Raw genomic sequence first — 19043 nt, 5'->3', positions numbered from 1 at the left:
TGCTAACTTGATGAACTTCTATAGTAAGCAAAAGGACATACTAGGAGATACGTGTTTGTTAAAATATATTCTAAAATCTACCAGCTTACTTATGATGGTAACTTCAAGCAATTTAATTGCAGACGAGCTATCGATAGATAAACAGGTTACTCCAACTGTAAGCAAAATTTGCCCAGCTGACTTTTACACTTTACCCCTTTATCCAAACGCGAAATTTTGCCAACTATTTGACACTAAATTACCCGCAAGTTTGTCTTACTTTGCCGTAAGTGGCCAGCAAGCTACAAAAAACTTTTATCTTCAAGAGCTTGGTGAGGCTGAAGATGAAAAGATGTTGAAAGGTAGAATCGTTTTACAATATGAGCATGGTGAAAAAGTAGTTATCATTTCTAAAGACGGCACCGGAAGTCAGGTTGATATTTTAGTTAAATCAAGTATTTAGGTACTCCTTACTTAACCCTCCTTGCTTCTACATGTGCCATTATTTATTTCTAATTCATTGGCACTCTCTTTGCTTATCCAAGTAACAACAAACGTTTGTCAAAAAACCGACATTGGCTCTTGGAGAGATCATGGAACTTGGAATTATATTAATGATGCTACTGATAATAGTAGCAGTAGCCGCAATGAAACTTAACGAACCTGGCATTGCTTTTCCATTTCAGAAGAAAGGGAATTTGTTTACTCCTGTGGAGCGCACATTTCTATCTCTAATAGATGAAGCCGTTGGCAACGAATACAGAATTCTATGTCGCGTTAAAATGAGTGATATTTTAAGCGTGCGCCAAAGTACTAACAGAAAAACCAGTGTTAGTGCCACCACCAGAGCTAGCAGCAAACATTTAGATTTCGTTTTATGTTCTAAGAGTGATATGTCGCCGGTAATGGCAATCGACTTAGTACACCTAAAAGGGAAGGAAGGCTATAAGAGCCAAAGAGACTTTTTTGTAAGTGGTGCATTAGATGCGGCTCACATTCCCCATGTAAGAATTAAGGTACGGGCTGGTTATACAGCTGCGAATATACGAGATTGTATTTACACTAAACTACCAAAAACACAATTGAAACAGCTAAGCCCTCCAACTACTCAGGGGAGGAATTCATTGACCAATGAATTAACGGGGCAACCTAGGCCAACTCGCCCTATTAGAACCAACAAGACTGTACCTAGAAATCCAGTTGTTCCAGCCTAGCTACTCAAATTAAAGGCATAAAAAAACCAGCGAGCTTGCTGGTTTTTTCTTTCTAAAGGTTAATTAACCTTTAACGAAATCTACACCTAAAGTGATATCACCACGTAAGCCTTCAATCATAGAAGCTTTAGCGTTTTCTTCAAACTCACTTAACTCACCGTAAGAAAGAATTTCTTCTACGCCGTTTTTACCTAGGCGTACTGGGTGAGAGAAAAATACCGCGTCGTCACTATTGGTTTCAACGTAAGTATATTCAACAACATTTTCGCCACGCATAGCGTCAACTAGAGACAAACAAAAACGAGCTGCAGCTTGACCCATAGATAATGTCGCAGAACCGCCACCTGCTTTAGCTTCAACTACTTCAGTACCAGCATTTTGGATACGAGTTGTAAGACTTACTACTTCTTCGTCAGTAAACTCTACACCTTCAACTTGAGAAAGTAGAGGTAAGATAGTTGTACCAGAATGACCACCGATTACAGGTACATGTAAGTTAGCTGGGTTCAAACCTTTCAAATCACCAACAAAAGTTTCGGCACGGATAACATCAAGAGTCGTTACACCAAATAATTTATTTTTGTTGTAAACACCTTTAGCTTTAAGAGCTTCTGCAGCAATTGCAACAGTTGTATTTACAGGGTTAGTGATAATACAAGTGCAAGCTTCAGGGCAATTATCTGCAATGCCGTCTACTAGGTTTCTTACGATGCCAGCGTTAATGTTAAACAAGTCAGAACGATCCATACCTGGTTTACGAGGTACACCTGCTGGTATCAATACAATGTCACAGCCGGTTAATGCATCAGCTAAGTCATCTTTGCCATAACCTTTAACTTTCACATCAGTTGGTATGTGACTTAAATCTACAGCAACACCTGGAACTACTGGAGCAACATCATACAAAGATAACTCTGAACCTGCTGGTAATTGAGTTTTTAACAATAAAGATAACGCTTGGCCGATACCGCCGGCTGCACCTAATACAGCTATTTTCATGATTCTCTCCTGTGAAGTACTTTCTGCGTTGCAATCAATAAGATATTGCTAACGAGGTTGTGAAATACAAGTTTATTCTTGTTTAACAGTTTGTAACCGAATGATTATACAAGGAACCGAAAGTTTTTAATATATGCATAAGCTGATGATTATTATTCAACTAAAGAATAAATAGAGTCAAACAGTTCCAAAAAATGCTCTTATTCGCGTATTCGTTATAAGGGCAAATTGCGAAAACCCAAGCAATACGGCAAAATAGTCTAACTAAAAATCGAGGGACTTATGGCAAGTAACAAACAAGAAGCGTTAATTAAAGCATTTAAAGATATTTTGAAAACTGAAAGTTTTGGTTCTCAGGGAGATATTGTTGAAGCCTTGAAAACACAAGAGTTTGATAATATCAGCCAATCTAAAGTGTCTCGCATGCTAAGTAAGTTTGGCGCAGTCCGAACCCGAAACGCTAGAGGTGACATGGTATATTGCTTGCCTCCAGAATTGGGCATGCCAACAGCGAAAAGCCCCCTTAAACAACTTGTACTAGATGTTGTACATAATAATTCAATGGTAATTATTAGAACTAGCCCAGGAGCTGCACAACTCATCGCCCGCTTACTAGACTCTTTGGGTAAAAAAGATGGTGTGTTAGGGACCATAGCAGGTGACGATACTATTTTCATCGCACCCGCTGATGTTAATGACATTGAAGACACCCGAGATAGAGTTGAAGCGCTTTTTGAAAATGTATGAGGCTAACACCTTAGTCTCAATCACATAAATTCTAAATCTACCCAAACCAGTCTATGATCAGAAGAGCTTTTTCTATCTTTAATAAGACGGTAATGAAGGTCATCACTGTCTGGCCAAAATACTCCACTGTCTATTATTTTGAATGAGTTTGACGGCAAAACATAATCCGCTCTCATTCTCCAAAATGCGGTATGGCTCGCAGAAAAAGTGCTATCGGGTGTATGTAACTTCGCTGCATGGCTTTCAGGTGTGAATGAATCGTTTACGTCAGGATGATTTAACAGTCCTTGAATGCCTCTTTTCAAACCATCCCCTTCATCAGCTGAAGCATTTAAGTCACCCACTATGACAAAGTTTATTCCTTTAAAGCCTCCTCGCTCACCTTTATCATCATAAATGTAACTTGATTCTGTCTTTGTGGATAAATAATCTCGCCAAAAACGGATCTCATCATGGTTTCGCTTACCATTGCGATTTTCAGGACCATCAAATACAGGGGGGGTTGGGTGGCTTGCTAAAATATGTAGCTCATTACCATTGATCTCAATTGGAATATCCCAGTGAGATTTAGAGGATAAGCGCAGTACCTGCTGAGCTTCTTCACTGTAATAATGAGTGCCATCTTCATATTTAACAGTGTCTAACAAATTATCAGGCATATCTTTCCACAGAAACTTTTGAAAAGTACGTACATTGCTTTTTTTGATAGGGTATTTACTCAACACCACCATGCCATAGTGACCAGGATAAAGGCCAAATCCAAAGGCATCATCTTTTGTACCTGAAGTCACACCATCTTTGTTAAGGTCAACGCCAGAATCAACGCCTGTGTTCACAGGTGCGGCAAAGAAATATGGATAAAAAACAGGGCTTGAGTCATTCTGAGACAAAGCTAAATAATTATCTAAGAAAGCTTTAATATCTGAGTCAGAGCTAGCTAAATAGTCAAATTCATTTAATAGAATAATATCAGGCTGAACCCTTTGAATAATTTCAGCAATATTTTTGATCTGAAGGTGATTACCCGCAATTAAATACTGAGAGAGCTCATTTCCCTCTATGTTACTAATTTGTTCCACATAATTTGTGGCTTCCATGCTGACATTAAAGGTTGCGACCCGTAATTTTGAAGACGTTTGCGTGACCGCACACCCACCTAAAGACAACATTAGTAATAACCCTAAATACAATTTAAACATTAACAATATACCCCTTAGAACAAAAAATCCGACTCATTCGAGTCGGCTTTAACATTATTAAAACTTAATTAAAGTTTAGAATTTGTAATCAAATCCTATGCGTGCTTCCCAAAGTGATGCATCACCATCAATGAATGCAGGACTAGGAGTACCTACAGTTACTGTACTGTTAGTCTCTTCTAATATACCCCAATCGTCATTCAACATATTGGTGAAATTATCAATTACAAAACTAACTGAAGCAGTATGCCCTTCAGCAAATGCAGGCACATCTTGACGTACTGCAATATCAACTTTAGACCACCAAGGGGCTTCCTCACCGTTACGCTCTCCACCAATAGGTAATACACTATTGCTGTCAATGTAAGGAGCGAAGCCAAAAATACTATTTCCATCATCACGAGTTAAACTATATGGACTGCCCGATTGAGCAACTGCATACAAATTAAATCGGGTATTTAAACCATCAAACAATTCAACTGTGTAGCTTAAATCGGCTGTAAAACGGTGCGCAATGTTCCAATCAGACAATGAAGAAACATCTTCGTTTGGATTAGTAAAGGCACGATACTGATAGTTAGAAAATGCAACAGAGCTAGTCATTGGTTGCGTATCTTCTGCGTGGTTATAGGTATAACCTGCGAATAAACGAACACCTGACTCCCAAGACTTTTCTACTGTACCAGTCAATGAATAAGAAACAGAAGTTTCATCAGAGTTTGTCAATACAAACGTATCCATTTTACTATCTGAGTAATTAACATAACCTTCATCATTCACACCATCTTCTTCTAACTGACCCGCGAAAGTCATAGCTTGGTTTTGAGTAAAGGTTACAAGTAAATCTGCATTGAAGATATATTCAGCGGCAGTCTCATGGGTTAAACCAGCAGACAACTTCCATTCACTAGGCATGTCAAAACCTGGATCTAAGTAATTTAATTCAAAGTTAGAACCTTCACCAGCATCAACATCTGCATCTAACTCAGAAGGAATAGAGTAACCAGGACCTGCAGTCACACCTTCTTCAGTATTTACCCATACTATGTCGTCATCAAACAAACTGCGTGAACCATCGGTATATCCGTGATCACGTCCTCTAGCACCTACTTGAGTAGTATTAGTGTTTGAGTAGTTATTAGACATCCAAACGTTAGGGTTACCACCAGAGAATAAACCTAACCCACCGCGTAATTCAGTAGTAGCACTAAGGGTATAGTTAAATCCAACACGTGGTTGAAATAAACCAACGCCGTCTAGGTTAGCAGAGTTACTAAATCCATAATCTGCAACAAAGTCAGAATTTTCTGCTGGCTTATCTGAGGAAGTAATCCAGTCATAACGTAAACCAGCAACTATTGTAAGGTCGTCTGTTAGATAAAATTCATCTTGAGCGTATAAACTATGAGTTGCGTAACTCCAGTCCGCAGCAGCGTGATCCAACTCACCGTCAATAGCGTAGTTGTAGTAGATTGCGTCTGCTAATCCAGCTTCAAATTGGTCGATACCTGAACTGATTAAAACACCATCATTGTCATATTGGTTATAAAAACGGATTTCCGTTTCTGTGTGCTGAACGAATAAATTGAAAATATCTAACTTATCTTGCTCATATCCAAAAGTAAAAGTATGCCCATTATCAGCGTAATAGTTACCACGTAACATAATGCTGTTAGCAGTCCAATCGAGGTCATTAGCTTGACGACTATCATCAGAACCAATATAAACATCAACTCCATTCTCCGTTTGGATACGAATTTCACCAAAGTCATTACCACCTGGCGTTCCGTCACCACCAACTGAATTCTGGCGATTATCTAGCTCTGTACGAGACAAACGAATCTCTGTAGAGAATTTATCTGACCAATCAGAATAAAACGAACCAACGAAAGACTCTAACTCTGCGCCACGCTCATATAGGTGATTTGAAAACTCGAATTCATCTGAATCACCATCTGACTCAGTGAAGTTATTACCATCGTTGTAGTTATAGGTAAACGAAGCACGATGTTTTTCACTGATGTTCCAATCTAGCTTAATTAGAAGCTTTTCATCTTCATTTTCTAAACTTGAAGGAATTGAACCTGGATCATAATTATAAAGGCTGTTCGCAATACTAACTATTTGATCTAATTCATCTTGAGTCGCTGCTACTTTAACAACCGCATCAGAGTCACTGGCCCCACGATCAAATAAGTTTGCACCTTCTAATTTTTCGTACGAAGCAAAGATGAACAATTTATCTTTTATCAACGGAGCTCCAACTGTGAAGCCGTATCTTCTTTCTGAATAATTACCAAGAGAAACACCTTCGCCTTCTAAAGAATCGCCTCTTAGCTCATCGCTTCCATAATCCGCAAAAAACGAACCATGCACTTCATTAGTACCGGTTTTACTTACCGCACTAATGTTACAAGCAGAGAATCCACCGTAAATAACATCAAATGGTGCAATTTCAACTGCAACACTTTCGATAGCGTCATAAGAGAAAGGCATTCTTTCTGTTGGGTAACCGTTTGAATTAAGACCAAACAAGTCATTCATACGAACACCATCAACAGTTAAACTGTTGAAGCGAGGGCTCTTACCTGCGCACTGTATTCCGCCATTTCCGCCTTCATCAACATAAACACGAGGGTCTATACGTATTATATCTGTAAGGTCACGGTTGATTGCAGGAGCATTCTCCAATGTAGAAAGATCAAAACTAGCAGAAGGGCCTATTTGACCAAACGCTGCACTACTAATTTGAGATGCAGTAACAGAAATACGTTCAATGTTTACTTCACTTTCTAATGCACGATTAAGACTGTAAGTATCACCTAACTCTAAATAAATATCACTGATGGTTTGATCTGCAAAGGTATCTGAGTCTAATTCAATAATATAAGGGCCGCCTACACGTAAGCCTCTCAAGTTAAAGGTACCAGCTGAATTAACTAATACCGTTTTTACAGAGCCAGTTGGAACGTGCGTAACTTTTACTTCTGTTCCTGCAGCTGGATTACCATTTGGACCAACGATCTGTCCTGACATCCCAGAAGAGGTAACTTGCGCCATTGCAGCTGAAGACATGCCAACAGACATGGCCACTGCAATCGCTATGCGATTGAGTTTAGTTTTCTTAAACATTGTGTGTTTCCTAAGTTTTGTGTTTTCTAAGTTTTTTGGCATATATAGTATGCTTGACGAAACTGTACCTACTAAATATTGCTATTTTATTAAATTATTTCTTTTATTTTTATTTTGAAAACTCCCTGTACAAAATAAGTACTGGCGTATTTTTTTAGCTTATTACTAATTAAAACACATACGTCTATACTGAACAAATTACAAAAAGTAAAAAGCATTTAATATCATTCAACCTTGTTTTTTATTAATTCATAAAAATCAACAACTTAACTCAAACAAATAAACTTACCTATTGCAATAAATAAAACTAACTGTTGAAATCAACAAATAGCATCTCAACAAGTAAGCTTAGCCCACTAAATTTTGTCTATTTTTTCACCATATTACAAAACAATTTTTCTTTCTGCGATCAGTTTATCCATAATTTTGATGTGGTGTTTAGGTGCCTATGTAAATGTAAATACTCCAGAACCGATTCCTGTCATCATCAATGAGTCAGATTCTTGTCATACTCATTCAAAAACAAATGCAGATAGCTTTGTTGTTCTTGTGGAAGATCAATATCAAGCAGACTTATTACTTGACGCTTTATGCTCTGACCCAGTAATCGATCGGCAATTTGGAGTAGTTGAGGTTAGATGGAGCAATAGAGATGAAGATATTATTCAGTATATAGGTAAAGGCTTAGCACATTTAGCCTTAGTAAAAGAAAATCTAATGAATGCTTTTGCCACCGATCAAACATATGGTTATAAAGTCATTGGGGCTTATCAAAACTACTCTGCCTATTTAATTTCAGTAAAAGAAAAGCCGATTATCAACAAACAATATTTATGGGGCAAGAAATTAGGTTTATTAGATTATCCCAGCAGCCGCTCTGGCCACATAATACCCAAGGGAATGCTAAAATCTTTGGATTTATCTGAACAGGATGTAAAGATTACTTATGCGAATGATCACAATGAGTTACGTAAATTATTAGCCTCAGGAAAGGTGGATATTATTTCATCTTATTGGCAAGAAGAAGACAGTAAAAAGTTCTCGCAAAATTACATTACCCGAATTCAGGAAAATGTAAGTGGAGCGAAGTGGTATTTAAAGATGGATACCCAAAACACAGATTTAGTGTGTGAGATGCAAAAAATACTATTAATGTTGAGTCCTAACATGGGCTCTGAATATTTCAATCATATGTCATTACCCGATGAATGTTTATTAATAGAAGTGCCTCAATTATGACTTCACCACAGTTAACATCATACAAATATACTGGCTACTTTTTTATTTTATGGATAATGTTTCAAGGTACTTACTCAACTGCAAAATATTTTCAACACCAATATGAAGCCAGTCTATTTACCCTAAACATAGAGAAAAGAATAGCATTGGACATCAGCAAACTTCGTTTAGCCAATCCAATATTCAATACTATTTCCCACCCCCCATCAGTTAAGCGTTACATTGATCAGCTTAATCTTTACTTAACTGAACAAGATTCCAATGTAAAACTATTAAAACTGCAAAATGTCAGTATTGATATTGACGGGGCGTATCTAACACGTAATTCAACCCTAACGCCGACAGGTCAAAAAATTGAGGTTTCAATAGCGGTATTCAAATGGCCCTATTTAACGACGCTAACCCCTATAGCTCTATTTTTAGCCCTAATTTTTACTTACCTAAATTATAAAATTTATGCAAAAGGCAATAACGCTGACAACAATCTAAGTGAGCCTTCGGCCCCAGACTCACCCGTGAAATTATCCATCAACCTACACGACAAGACCCTAAACAATGTAAAATTTGGAAAAAAAGTAGAGCTATCCAATAAGCCATTTTGTTTTTATGTCGCTTTATTAGAGTACTGTATAAAAGAGCCAAACCCTCTTCTAAATCAAAGCAAAGATGTACCAGAAGACATAATAGCTTTAGCAAATAAGTATTTTTACAGACTAATTGAAATTGGTCATACCAAGCGAAAACGTCCCGACTTCAGTACCAATTTAGACAAAACATTGAGTGAAATTAGGGCAACTTTAGATGCTGTATTTTTACATCAGCCCCACGAAAAAGAGCTCTTTTATCCTCCCAAAGCTCAAGGAGAAGGATCTAGATCTAAACTTCATAACTATGCGCTTGAGCACATTGACCCATCGCATTTAGAAATAATTGGTAAATAAATACGACTATAAATTTATCGATAGAATAAAAAACAATCAGTTCAGAGCCTATTACTTCATTAGTTACTTGAAAGCGGATTTCAAGTGCTGACTTTTTGCGTTTCCGCTGTTATCTTTCTATAAGTCTTAATTCAATTATCTGGAGTGGTATGTCTGCCCCCTTAGTTATTGCCATTTCTGGAGCATCAGGATCTGGTAAATCACTGTTTACCGAAAATCTTCTAAAAGAATTTTCAGAAAAAGGTAAACCCGTTCAAGTTTTACGTGAAGATCATTATTATCGGTCCCAAGATCATCTTCCAATGCTAGAACGAGAAAAGAATAATTACGATCATCCCAAAGCCTTTGAGCATGAGTTGTTAATTCAACATTTAAAAGCATTGAAAGATTGGAAGTCTATAGAATATCCAAGTTATTGCTATAAAACCCACACTAGACTCGAGCAAACAGATACCTTGATTTCAGCGCCTGTCATTATAATTGAAGGGATCATGTTATTGGCAAACGAAGCATTGCAACCTCTTTTTGATATAAAGATATTTGTCGATACCCCACTAGATATTTGTTTACTACGTAGAATGAAAAGAGATATTGCTGAAAGAGGTCGCACTCTGGAGTCAGTAGCTCAACAATATGAATCGACGGTAAAGCCTATGTATCACCAATTTATTGCGCCAAGTCGCTTTACAGCAGATGTCATAGTCACTCAAGGGGGAGAAAATCGTATCGCCCTAGATGTTATTAAGTCACATATTCAACAAAGTTTGTTATAACAACTTACCGTTACATGCTACACAAAATAATAAAAATAAGGAAAAAGTATGGTTAGTCTAATTGGCGTTGCCTTAATGTTGTTTATTGCCTATCTATTCTCTGCTCACAAAAAATCCATAAATTGGCGTACAGTGGGCGGCGCTTTCGCAATCCAAGCAGGTATTGGAGCCTTGGTGTTGTACTTCCCGCCAGGAATTAGCTTTTTACTCTCTTTAACTGGATATGTAGAAAACATCATTGGTTATAGCCAAGACGGTATTAATTTTATTTTCGGCCCTATGGGTAATAAATCAATGGGCTTTATTTTTGCGTTCAATGTATTACCTGTCATTGTGTTTTTCTCTTCTTTGATAACAGTGCTGTATCACCTGAAGGTAATGACGGTCATTATTCGTGTGATCGGTGGATTCTTGCAGTTTTTCTTAAAGACAAGTCGCCCAGAATCTATGTCTGCAGCAGCAAATATATTTGTAGGTCAAACAGAAGCGCCTCTCGTTATTAAGCCATTTATACCTAATTTAACTCGCTCCGAGTTGTTTGCTGTGATGGTTGGTGGTCTAGCGTCTATTGCAGGCTCTGTAATGGCAGGTTACGCAGGAATGGGGGTAGAGATTAAATACCTATTAGCTGCTAGCTTTATGGCTGCGCCTGGAGGCTTGTTGATGGCAAAAATAATCATTCCTGAAACAGAAGAGTTTAAAAATGAGCTAGATCAAAAAACCACTGAAGATAACCAGTACGCTAACATTTTTGATGCTGCTGCAAGTGGTGCCGCTTCTGGATTACACTTAGCATTGAATGTAGGGGCAATGTTGCTGGCTTTTATAGGGCTTATTGCTCTACTAAATGGCTTAATTGGATGGGCCGGCGGGTTGTTTGGAGCAGGAGATTTAAGCTTTGAAATTATTTTAGGGTACCTTTTTCAGCCTATAGCTTGGGCCCTAGGGGTTCCATGGGATGAAGCTAATATAGCGGGTAGCTTTATTGGCCAAAAAATGGTGGTTAATGAGTTTGTCGCCTATTTAGACTTTTTGAAATATCAAGCAGAGTTGTCACCCCATACTCAGGCTATTGTGATTTTCTCATTGTGTGGGTTTGCTAACTTCTCTTCAATAGCAATATTGATGGGTGGCATAGGAGCGTTAGCGCCAAATAGACGAAAAGAAATTGCGCAACTTGGATTAAAAACAGTATTAGCCGCAACCTTATCAAACTTAATGAGCGCCGCTTTAGCGGGTTTCTATCTAAGCATATAAAAAATAACTGTAGTAAATATATAAAGATTTTGAGTTGAGAGTAAACCATGGAATTAACAGCTGTAGATTACCAGGCACCAAATGCCGATAAATTATTTGTAGAGTCATTACACAAAACTGGTTTTGGGGTATTAAAAAATCACCCAATAAGCAAAGAGCGTGTCACTAGCATATATAAAAACTGGCAAGCTTTTTTTAATACTGATGAAAAAAATGACTTTTTGTACAACCGTGAAACCCATGATGGTTTCTTCCCAACCAGTGTATCAGAGACAGCCAAAGGCTTTAAAAAGAAAGATATCAAAGAGTATTTTCATTTTTACCCTTGGGGACGATGCCCAGAATCACTCAAACAGGAAATAGCAGCTTATTACCGAGATACCAATGCATTAGCCTCAGAGCTATTAACTTGGGTTGAAAAATACTCGCCGGCAGAGATATCTGCTAAGTATACCCAGTCACTATCGACCATGGTGACCGAAAGTGAGCAGACTTTACTGCGTATTTTACACTACCCCCCCTTAGACGGCTCAGAAGAGGCAGATGCGATAAGAGCTGCTGCACATGAAGATATTAATCTACTAACTATATTACCGTCAGCAAATGAGCCTGGGTTACAAGTTAAAGGCACTGGCGATTCGTGGATTGATGTACCATGCGATTTTGGTAATCTTATCGTGAATATAGGCGATATGTTACAAGAAGCCTCTGCCGGTTATTTCCCGTCAACCACTCACAGGGTTGTAAACCCAGAAGGAAGCGATCAGACTAAAGCTCGTATTTCACTGCCTCTATTTTTACATCCAAATCCCGAAGTTGTTTTATCAGATAGATATACAGCCAAAAGCTATTTAAAAGAGAGGCTAGAAGAGTTGGGTGTCGCCTAGCCCTTTAATTAGAGCCATTGTTAAACATAAAACTAAGCAGTTTGTACGATTACAAACTGCTTAAAAAATCTAATTTACTCTGATACTTTTCTTCATAATGATTATTGAGAGCTTTATTTTTTGCCAGTTTCAAATAACGCTCGCTTTCATCTAGCTCACCAATTTCAAAGTAAACTCTAGCCAAACCAAAATATCCCTCGTGCATGTTCCTATTTAAAATAAGTGCTTTTTTAAAATGACCCAGAGCTAACTTCCAGTTTTGTTGCTCTATATCCTGCTCGCCTAAGTTTACGTGGTAATAGGGATTTACAGCGCGCTTATGTTCAACTTTGGCAATAATCTCATTGGCGGACTCTACTTTACCGGTAATATTGTATAAATAAGCCAAGTTTTCCAGTCCTGTCAAATTATCAGGAGATTGCTGTAAAGCATGCAAATAAACCTTCTCAGCGTCTTCTAAATATCCAGCCATACGATATAAGATCCCCATATTAATCCAAGCAGAAGTAAACAATGGCTCACTTAATACTGCTTCTCTGAAATAGGCATAAGCTAAGGGAAATTGTTGCTTCACAAGAGCATCAGCACCTTTATTATTGTAAAACATGGCTACTACCAGCTCTTTAGATACAAGCTTTTTAGGAAAGCTCCGTCTAGAAGGCTGAGGGTCGAAATCTATTTGATAACTACGAGTTCTTAAATTGAGCACATTAGCATCCAGGTGGGGAGTGAATTTTAAGTTTATATGGCCATTAAGCAGGTTATAACCTTGGCGACGAGTCCAATACTCAGGAATCAAAACTTCTTGAAAATCCACATTAAAGCCGGCTTCCCTAGTCAGTGCATAGGTCATAATAGACATGGATAAACAATTTGCTTCTTTCAATTTAAAAGTATCATTGGCAACAGTGTTTGCATTGGCTTGATACAGCAGATTTAATTCAGAGCGATCAAATACAGCATGTACTAGAGCCTCAACCTGATCAACCTCGTTATCTATGTTACCTATGATGTCATGCACAAAGGTTTTGGCGTCTTCATCTAGATAAAATATTTCATATTCAGTTTCTACTCTATGATTGGAAAAGCTTTTAAAACCTTGATCAAATAGAAGGGATTCTGCAGAAACGGCAACATGATTGTGAGAGGCCCTAGACTGACAACCCAGTAAAACAAACACAAATAACAAACAAACATAATGCGTCAAACTAAGTCTAATATTAAACATATCAACCCCACCGCTAACATTTATTTAACATTAGCGCTTTTAAACGCTATTAGCCAATCTATTTGTCGCTTAATAGATTGATTTCGTCCTAAATATCGAAACTCAATGCCCCCCAAACAACAGAGTTAAAACACGATTATTTAAGAGATCTGTTTATTTGCATGTTTTAAATCAAACGCTTACGTAATAAACTTAATTCAAAATAAAACGACTCAGAAACCTCTCTATGAAAATTGCCATATTAGGTGCAATGGATGAAGAAATAACTCTTCTTCAAGACTCTCTTCAACAATGTAAAGAACAACATGTAAACCACTTAAAAGTGTATTCAGGCAAACTTGGCTCCATTGATGTTGTGCTCGTCAAATGCGGTATTGGTAAAGTTGCAGCCTCTGTTTCCACCACATTATTAGTTAAGCAATTCTCACCAGACTATGTCATTAATACCGGATCGGCTGGCGGCTTTTCCAATCATTTGAATATAGGTGACATTGTTATTGCAACTGAATTACGACATTTTGATGCCGATTTAACTCACTTTGGTTATGAAATTGGCCAGTGTGCCGGCATGCCTACCCACTTTGAATGTGCAACAAAGCTGGTTGATGCAGCTTATAACCAAGCCAAGAGTATGACTAACATTCAAGTTGAACTTGGATTAATTTGCACGGGTGATTCATTCGTTGGAAGTGATCAAGCTGCTGCTACAATTCGTAAAAATTTTCCAACAGCCTGTGCCGTTGAAATGGAAGGTGTCGCTATAGCTCAGAGCTGCCACTTACTTGGCGTTCCCTATTTAGTAATACGTTCGTTATCAGATATAGCAGGAAAAACATCGACGGTTTCATTCCAAACCTATTTAGAAAAAGCGGCTAAAAACTCAGCAGAGCTTGTGATACAAACAATTTTAGCTCTGAAGTAAGCTAGAGTCGGTATGTCTAATTTAATCAATATACTAATAAGTGAGCAGCTACTCGCTTATTGGGTATTGGTGTTAGTTGTACTCATTGAAAAATTCGTATACCTGCCTGAAAAATACCATCCTCTCACATTACTCAAGCTAATGGCTCAAGGCATGGCAAACAAAGTGGTGACCTCAGAACCAAGGCAGATTCGGCAGCAACAAATAGCCGGAATTTTAGCCCCCTTAACCCTTTTACTCCCTGTATGTACGGTTATTGCTGTATTTATTTTACTGTCTCAATTCCCGCTATTTTTTGAAAGTATCATGCTTTTGACAGCGTTAAAATTTCAGTATGTTATTAAGCAAACCCAAAAGGTCAACCAAGCCTTAAGATCTGAGAAGAAAATTCTAGCTCGGCAAATGCTGTCCCCCATAGTGCTACGTGAAACCGAAAAGCTATCCCCAATGGGTATAGTAAAAGCCAATATAGAATCAGTGTTATTACGATTTTGTTATCAGTATTGCTCCGTTATATTTTGGTACCTTATTGCCGGAGGAGTTGGAGCCTTAGTCTATAGGGTTTTATATGAATTAAGCCATTCTTGGAATGTGAAGCTCATTCGTTTTAGATATTTTGGAGGGCCAACTAGGAGGTTAATAAAACTATTACAACTAGTCCCATCATGCCTAACTTGTTGCAGTCTTATATTGGCCTGCAACCTCAAATTAGGAGCTACAGCTCTAACTCAAGTAAAAAGCTATAAAAGTTTATCAATGTTTATCTTGAATATCTCGGCTTCAGCCATGGGCATTAGCTTGGGAGGGCCCGCCTACTACAATAATAAAAAGATAAGAATGCCTAGCTGCGGGCTGCCAAAACAAGTTACGTTAGCAGACAATCAACGAGTACTAATCATTGTTAACAGTGCAACTTGGGTAACAATGATTGCTGCTTTGCTATTTTACTTCTTAACTTACTCAACAGCTCAAATTCATTAATCTAATGTTTAGTTTATTCCCTTGTTAGCAATGCCATAGTTATAGCTTAAATACTTTACACTTTGGCTAAGTGTACTTAGTATCCTAGTTGTTAACATTACTTAGGAAATATAGATGGTTAAACAAATTATGTTTGGTTTTTTAAGTTTATTTGGGCTGTCTGCACAAGCTTCTGACATGATTGAGCTTAGTCAAGCTGCAATACTTAATGATAAAAATTATTCATATATAATAATCGATGTACGAAGCCCAGAAGAATTTGCAGATGGACATATTCCTAAAGCCATCAATATTCCTTTAAGTGAGGTTTCTAGCAACCTAGACCAGTTTCATAGCTTTACAGATAAAGAAATTGTTTTGTATTGTCGTTCTGGGTATAGAGCCAATAAAGCTTCAGGCATTTTAACCGACAACGGTTTTTCTAAGATTAACCATCTTGAAGGGGATATGTTAGGCTGGGTTAAATCTGGGCTCGCAATAGAAAAATAAAGCAGTATTTTTCTAAATATACCCACATACAGTGATTATAATATGTAAAGATTTAGGCAAGCCCTTCTGAATAAACGCAACAATATTAATCACAGAAACGTTAGTAACTTAAAGAAAGCAACCAATTTCAATGGATATTACACTCACTACACCTGCCATGTTGTTCCCAGCAATATCCTTATTGTTGCTCGCTTACACTAATCGTTTTTTAGCACTTGCAAGCGTCATTCGAAACTTTGATTTAGAAAAAGAAAATACAAACTCTAATGCACAAATCAAAAACTTAAGGCAGCGAATTCAATTAATAAAAAATATGCAAGCGGCTGGCATTGCTTCCTTTTTTATGTGCGTGTTATCTATGCTAGCTATTTACGCCAACTACCAAACGGTAGGAAGCTCAATATTCGCCTGTAGCCTAGTACTACTATTGTATTCTCTGTGGTTATCCGTAAGGGAAATACGCATATCCATAGAAGCATTAGACATGCATCTTAGCCAGTTGAACTTACCTACAAAAAAGCGTGTATGGAATACTAAGAATCAAAAAAAATAATCTAATTTAACGGCTAGGTAAATTAAGAATATCGATACCTTGCTGTTTTGATTTTACGATTGTGACTTTAGCGTCACCATTAGAAAATAATTCAGCTGTAACTTTCTCCATCACAGCTCGCTCATTTTCGTTTACTGCCACTGCTATATGTATACCTTACTGATTATCTAAATCCATTTTACCTAGCAAGGTAATACAAACTGCTTCTTCCATGGTAAGTGAAGAGCCAATTACATCTGAGTAGTCAATTAATACCTTATCGTACTTTGCAATAACGCTTTTATAATCACGGCTTTGTAACATAAACAGCAAATCTAAAGCGTTTAGAGACCCTTCAATACTCACGATTGCAAATCCATCGCTTTCAGATATTTCAAACTGCCTAATCTACCACCTGTTTAAGAGAAAGCCTTTTTTAGCTTAGCTCAGCGTATACGTAACTACATAGAAGTTCAGTAAAAAATCATATCAGTGTTATCTATGCAGGAAGGCCGTAAACAACATTGAGCGCCACTAAAGGTAGTACCTACTAATAATGTCTAGCAGACTCTAATTGCCTTCAATATTTAGCAAGGAAAAAGCCATATATTCATCATGTATCTGGCCTAAATATGCCTCCGCAAAACCTAAAGCACCAAACAAAGGCAACACGGAACAATCGCACTCAAACAGTGCGACAATATGTATCAAAACATTAATCAAAAAACGTAATCTATTGTTTTTAATGGAAAAAAATTATGGCATAGGATTTGTTGTAATTTTGTCAATCATTTGCAAAATATAACTAAAACACTGGGAGTAACACCATGAAACTAGTCACAGCGATCATTAAGCCTTTTAAGCTTGATGATGTGCGAGAAGCAATATCTGAAATCGGCATCGATGGTTTGACAGTCACTGAAGTTAAAGGCTTTGGGCGTCAGAAAGGCCATACTGAACTTTACCGTGGCGCAGAGTATCAAGTAGATTTCTTACCTAAAGTAAAACTTGAAGTTGCTGTTCAGGATGATCAAGTTGAACGCTTAGTTGAAGCTATTGTTGGCGCAGCTAAAACAGGCAAAATTGGTGACGGAAAAGTATTCGTCTATGACTTAGAGCATGCCGTTCGAATTCGTACAGGCGAAACCGATGGCGAAGCCATTTAGATTTTGAGGAGAGGATTGTGGAAATAACTTTTGAGTTGGGCTACGCCCTAGATACATTTTACTTTTTAATATGTGGCGCATTGGTAATGTGGATGGCTGCTGGTTTTACTATGCTAGAAGCTGGTTTAGTAAGAGCTAAGAACACCACTGAAATTTTAACTAAAAACGTCGCTTTATATTCTATAGCATGCATTATGTACATGGTGTGTGGTTATTCAATCATGTATGGCGGTGACGACTTTACTTGGTTCCTCAGTGGTATTACTGGTGATGGTGCAACAGGTGAAGCAGAGCCAGCTACTTATGCTCCTTCAGCTGATTTCTTCTTCCAGGTAGTATTCGTTGCAACTGCAATGTCTATCGTTTCAGGTGCCGTTGCTGAGCGTATGAAGCTTTGGTCTTTCTTAGCATTTACAATCGTACTAACTGGTTTCATTTACCCAATGGAAGGTTCTTGGACTTGGGGCGGTGCATCTGTATTCGGAATGTATACCCTAGGTGAAAATGGATTCTCTGACTTTGCAGGTTCTGGTATCGTACATATGGCTGGTGCTGCTGCAGCGCTTGCTGGCGTATTATTGCTAGGCGCTCGTAAGGGTAAATATGTAGACGGCAAAGCAAACGCTATCCCAGGTGCAAATTTACCTTTAGCTACTTTAGGTACATTCATCTTATGGATGGGTTGGTTTGGTTTCAACGGTGGTTCAGTATTAGCTACTGCTACTGTAGAAAGTGCAAATAGTGTTGCTGTAGTATTTATGAATACTAACGCTGCCGCTGCTGGTGGTTTAGTAGCTGCTTTATTACTTGCTCGCATCTTATTTAAGAAAGCTGACCTTACTATGGCTCTTAACGGCGCATTAGCAGGTCTAGTTGCAATTACTGCAGAACCGTCTACTCCAACTCCACTTCAGGCAACTTTGTTTGGTGCAATGGGTGGAATTCTAGTGGTATTCAGTATCTTAGCTTTAGATAAGTTAAAAATTGATGATCCAGTTGGCGCCATCTCTGTTCACGGCGTAGTGGGCCTACTTGGTCTATTACTAGTACCAGTTACTAACTCTGATGCAGCTACTTTCAGTGGCCAATTGCTAGGTGCTGTTACTATCTTCGTATGGGTATTTGTAACAAGTTTAATCACTTGGGCAATTATCAAAGCTGTTATCGGAATCCGAGTCAGTGAAGAAGAAGAGTTTGAAGGCGTAGACATTAGTGAGTGTGGCTTAGAAGCTTACCCTGACTTCACATCTGGTCGTTAATATCAAAAAGCTTTAGAAAAATGGGATAATAACAATTACAAACTCCCATAAAGAGATACCGAGTTAAGCCTCGGAACCTCTAAGCCAGGAAGGCCATAG

At 38.0% G+C, this 19043-nt stretch carries 20 protein-coding genes; 14 read left to right on the top strand and 6 right to left on the bottom strand.

Annotation, left to right across the window (positions count from 1 at the left end; genetic code table 11):
• Positions 1–55 precede the first annotated feature (55 nt).
• Both ABJE44_RS19770 and ABJE44_RS19765 read left to right on the top strand, forming a co-directional pair.
• Complete coding sequence (locus ABJE44_RS19770; RefSeq protein ID WP_348110497.1) at positions 56–442, top strand: hypothetical protein; 387 nt, start codon at positions 56–58, stop codon at positions 440–442.
• Positions 443–572: 130 nt separating this feature from the next.
• Entirely contained in the window at positions 573–1193 is a 621-nt protein-coding gene (locus tag ABJE44_RS19765; protein ID WP_348110498.1) for a DUF2726 domain-containing protein, read from the top strand.
• Positions 1194–1256: 63 nt separating this feature from the next.
• On the opposite strand, the gene mdh is transcribed toward ABJE44_RS19765, so the two are convergent.
• Positions 1257–2192, bottom strand: coding sequence for a malate dehydrogenase (mdh, locus tag ABJE44_RS19760; protein ID WP_348110499.1), 936 nt, complete (start codon positions 2190–2192; stop codon positions 1257–1259).
• Positions 2193–2474: 282 nt separating this feature from the next.
• Between mdh and argR the strand changes: the two genes are divergently transcribed.
• Positions 2475–2939 carry a transcriptional regulator ArgR gene (gene argR / locus ABJE44_RS19755; RefSeq protein ID WP_133470720.1) on the top strand — a complete coding sequence of 155 codons (465 nt, stop codon included), beginning with the start codon at positions 2475–2477 and terminating at the stop codon, positions 2937–2939.
• A 20-nt stretch (positions 2940–2959) separates the two neighbouring features.
• Here the strand turns inward: argR and ABJE44_RS19750 are convergent, their stop codons facing one another.
• Both ABJE44_RS19750 and ABJE44_RS19745 read right to left on the bottom strand, forming a co-directional pair.
• A complete protein-coding gene (locus ABJE44_RS19750) occupies positions 2960–4138 on the bottom strand; it encodes an endonuclease/exonuclease/phosphatase family protein (RefSeq protein ID WP_348110500.1) in 1179 nt (392 codons plus the stop codon).
• Positions 4139–4213: 75 nt separating this feature from the next.
• Positions 4214–7270, bottom strand: a complete 3057-nt coding sequence (locus ABJE44_RS19745; protein ID WP_348110501.1) for a TonB-dependent receptor — start codon at positions 7268–7270, stop codon at positions 4214–4216.
• A gap of 363 nt (positions 7271–7633) precedes the next feature.
• Here ABJE44_RS19745 and ABJE44_RS19740 point away from each other — a divergent pair, with 363 nt between their 5' ends.
• From ABJE44_RS19740 to ABJE44_RS19720, 5 genes are all read left to right on the top strand, one after another.
• On the top strand, positions 7634–8509 hold the full coding sequence (locus ABJE44_RS19740; protein ID WP_348110502.1) for a PhnD/SsuA/transferrin family substrate-binding protein: 876 nt from the start codon (positions 7634–7636) through the stop codon (positions 8507–8509).
• Positions 8506–9450 (top strand): hypothetical protein, encoded by a 945-nt coding sequence (locus tag ABJE44_RS19735; RefSeq protein ID WP_348110503.1) that lies wholly within the window; start codon positions 8506–8508, stop codon positions 9448–9450. The genes ABJE44_RS19740 and ABJE44_RS19735 overlap by 4 nt, the downstream gene beginning before the upstream one ends.
• A gap of 149 nt (positions 9451–9599) precedes the next feature.
• Positions 9600–10223, top strand: a complete 624-nt coding sequence (gene udk, locus ABJE44_RS19730; RefSeq protein ID WP_348110504.1) for a uridine kinase — start codon at positions 9600–9602, stop codon at positions 10221–10223.
• Between the two features lie 48 nt (positions 10224–10271).
• Complete coding sequence (locus tag ABJE44_RS19725; RefSeq protein ID WP_133470715.1) at positions 10272–11480, top strand: NupC/NupG family nucleoside CNT transporter; 1209 nt, start codon at positions 10272–10274, stop codon at positions 11478–11480.
• A gap of 47 nt (positions 11481–11527) precedes the next feature.
• Positions 11528–12367, top strand: a complete 840-nt coding sequence (locus ABJE44_RS19720) for a 2OG-Fe(II) oxygenase family protein (RefSeq protein WP_348110505.1) — start codon at positions 11528–11530, stop codon at positions 12365–12367.
• A gap of 49 nt (positions 12368–12416) precedes the next feature.
• Here ABJE44_RS19720 and ABJE44_RS19715 read toward each other — a convergent pair whose 3' ends face one another.
• Positions 12417–13595 (bottom strand): tetratricopeptide repeat protein, encoded by a 1179-nt coding sequence (locus ABJE44_RS19715; RefSeq protein WP_348110506.1) that lies wholly within the window; start codon positions 13593–13595, stop codon positions 12417–12419.
• Positions 13596–13821: 226 nt separating this feature from the next.
• Here ABJE44_RS19715 and ABJE44_RS19710 point away from each other — a divergent pair, with 226 nt between their 5' ends.
• The 4 genes from ABJE44_RS19710 (at position 13822) to ABJE44_RS19695 (ending at position 16540) form a co-directional block, all read left to right on the top strand.
• The gene (locus ABJE44_RS19710) at positions 13822–14517 is read left to right on the top strand and encodes a 5'-methylthioadenosine/adenosylhomocysteine nucleosidase (RefSeq protein WP_348110507.1); all 696 of its coding nucleotides are present in this window, start codon (positions 13822–13824) and stop codon (positions 14515–14517) included.
• 12 nt (positions 14518–14529) lie between these two features.
• Entirely contained in the window at positions 14530–15498 is a 969-nt protein-coding gene (locus ABJE44_RS19705; RefSeq protein WP_348110508.1) for a cobalamin biosynthesis protein, read from the top strand.
• Positions 15499–15612: 114 nt separating this feature from the next.
• Complete coding sequence (locus ABJE44_RS19700; RefSeq protein WP_348110509.1) at positions 15613–15987, top strand: rhodanese-like domain-containing protein; 375 nt, start codon at positions 15613–15615, stop codon at positions 15985–15987.
• A 130-nt stretch (positions 15988–16117) separates the two neighbouring features.
• Positions 16118–16540, top strand: coding sequence for a DUF2721 domain-containing protein (locus ABJE44_RS19695; protein ID WP_348110510.1), 423 nt, complete (start codon positions 16118–16120; stop codon positions 16538–16540).
• 6 nt (positions 16541–16546) lie between these two features.
• Here the strand turns inward: ABJE44_RS19695 and ABJE44_RS19690 are convergent, their stop codons facing one another.
• Both ABJE44_RS19690 and ABJE44_RS19685 read right to left on the bottom strand, forming a co-directional pair.
• Complete coding sequence (locus ABJE44_RS19690) at positions 16547–16681, bottom strand: hypothetical protein (RefSeq protein ID WP_348110511.1); 135 nt, start codon at positions 16679–16681, stop codon at positions 16547–16549.
• Positions 16682–16696: 15 nt separating this feature from the next.
• A complete protein-coding gene (locus ABJE44_RS19685; RefSeq protein WP_348110512.1) occupies positions 16697–16885 on the bottom strand; it encodes a hypothetical protein in 189 nt (62 codons plus the stop codon).
• A 461-nt stretch (positions 16886–17346) separates the two neighbouring features.
• Here ABJE44_RS19685 and glnK point away from each other — a divergent pair, with 461 nt between their 5' ends.
• Both glnK and ABJE44_RS19675 read left to right on the top strand, forming a co-directional pair.
• Positions 17347–17685, top strand: coding sequence for a P-II family nitrogen regulator (gene glnK / locus ABJE44_RS19680; RefSeq protein ID WP_006992692.1), 339 nt, complete (start codon positions 17347–17349; stop codon positions 17683–17685).
• A gap of 17 nt (positions 17686–17702) precedes the next feature.
• Positions 17703–18944 carry an ammonium transporter gene (locus ABJE44_RS19675; RefSeq protein ID WP_348110513.1) on the top strand — a complete coding sequence of 414 codons (1242 nt, stop codon included), beginning with the start codon at positions 17703–17705 and terminating at the stop codon, positions 18942–18944.
• Positions 18945–19043 lie beyond the last annotated feature (99 nt).

This window comes from Paraglaciecola sp. (assembly GCF_039942875.1).
Taxonomy (GTDB): domain Bacteria; phylum Pseudomonadota; class Gammaproteobacteria; order Enterobacterales; family Alteromonadaceae; genus Paraglaciecola.
The sequence above is the reverse complement of the archived record's forward strand: the minus strand, read 5'-3'. Positions and strand labels throughout refer to the sequence as shown.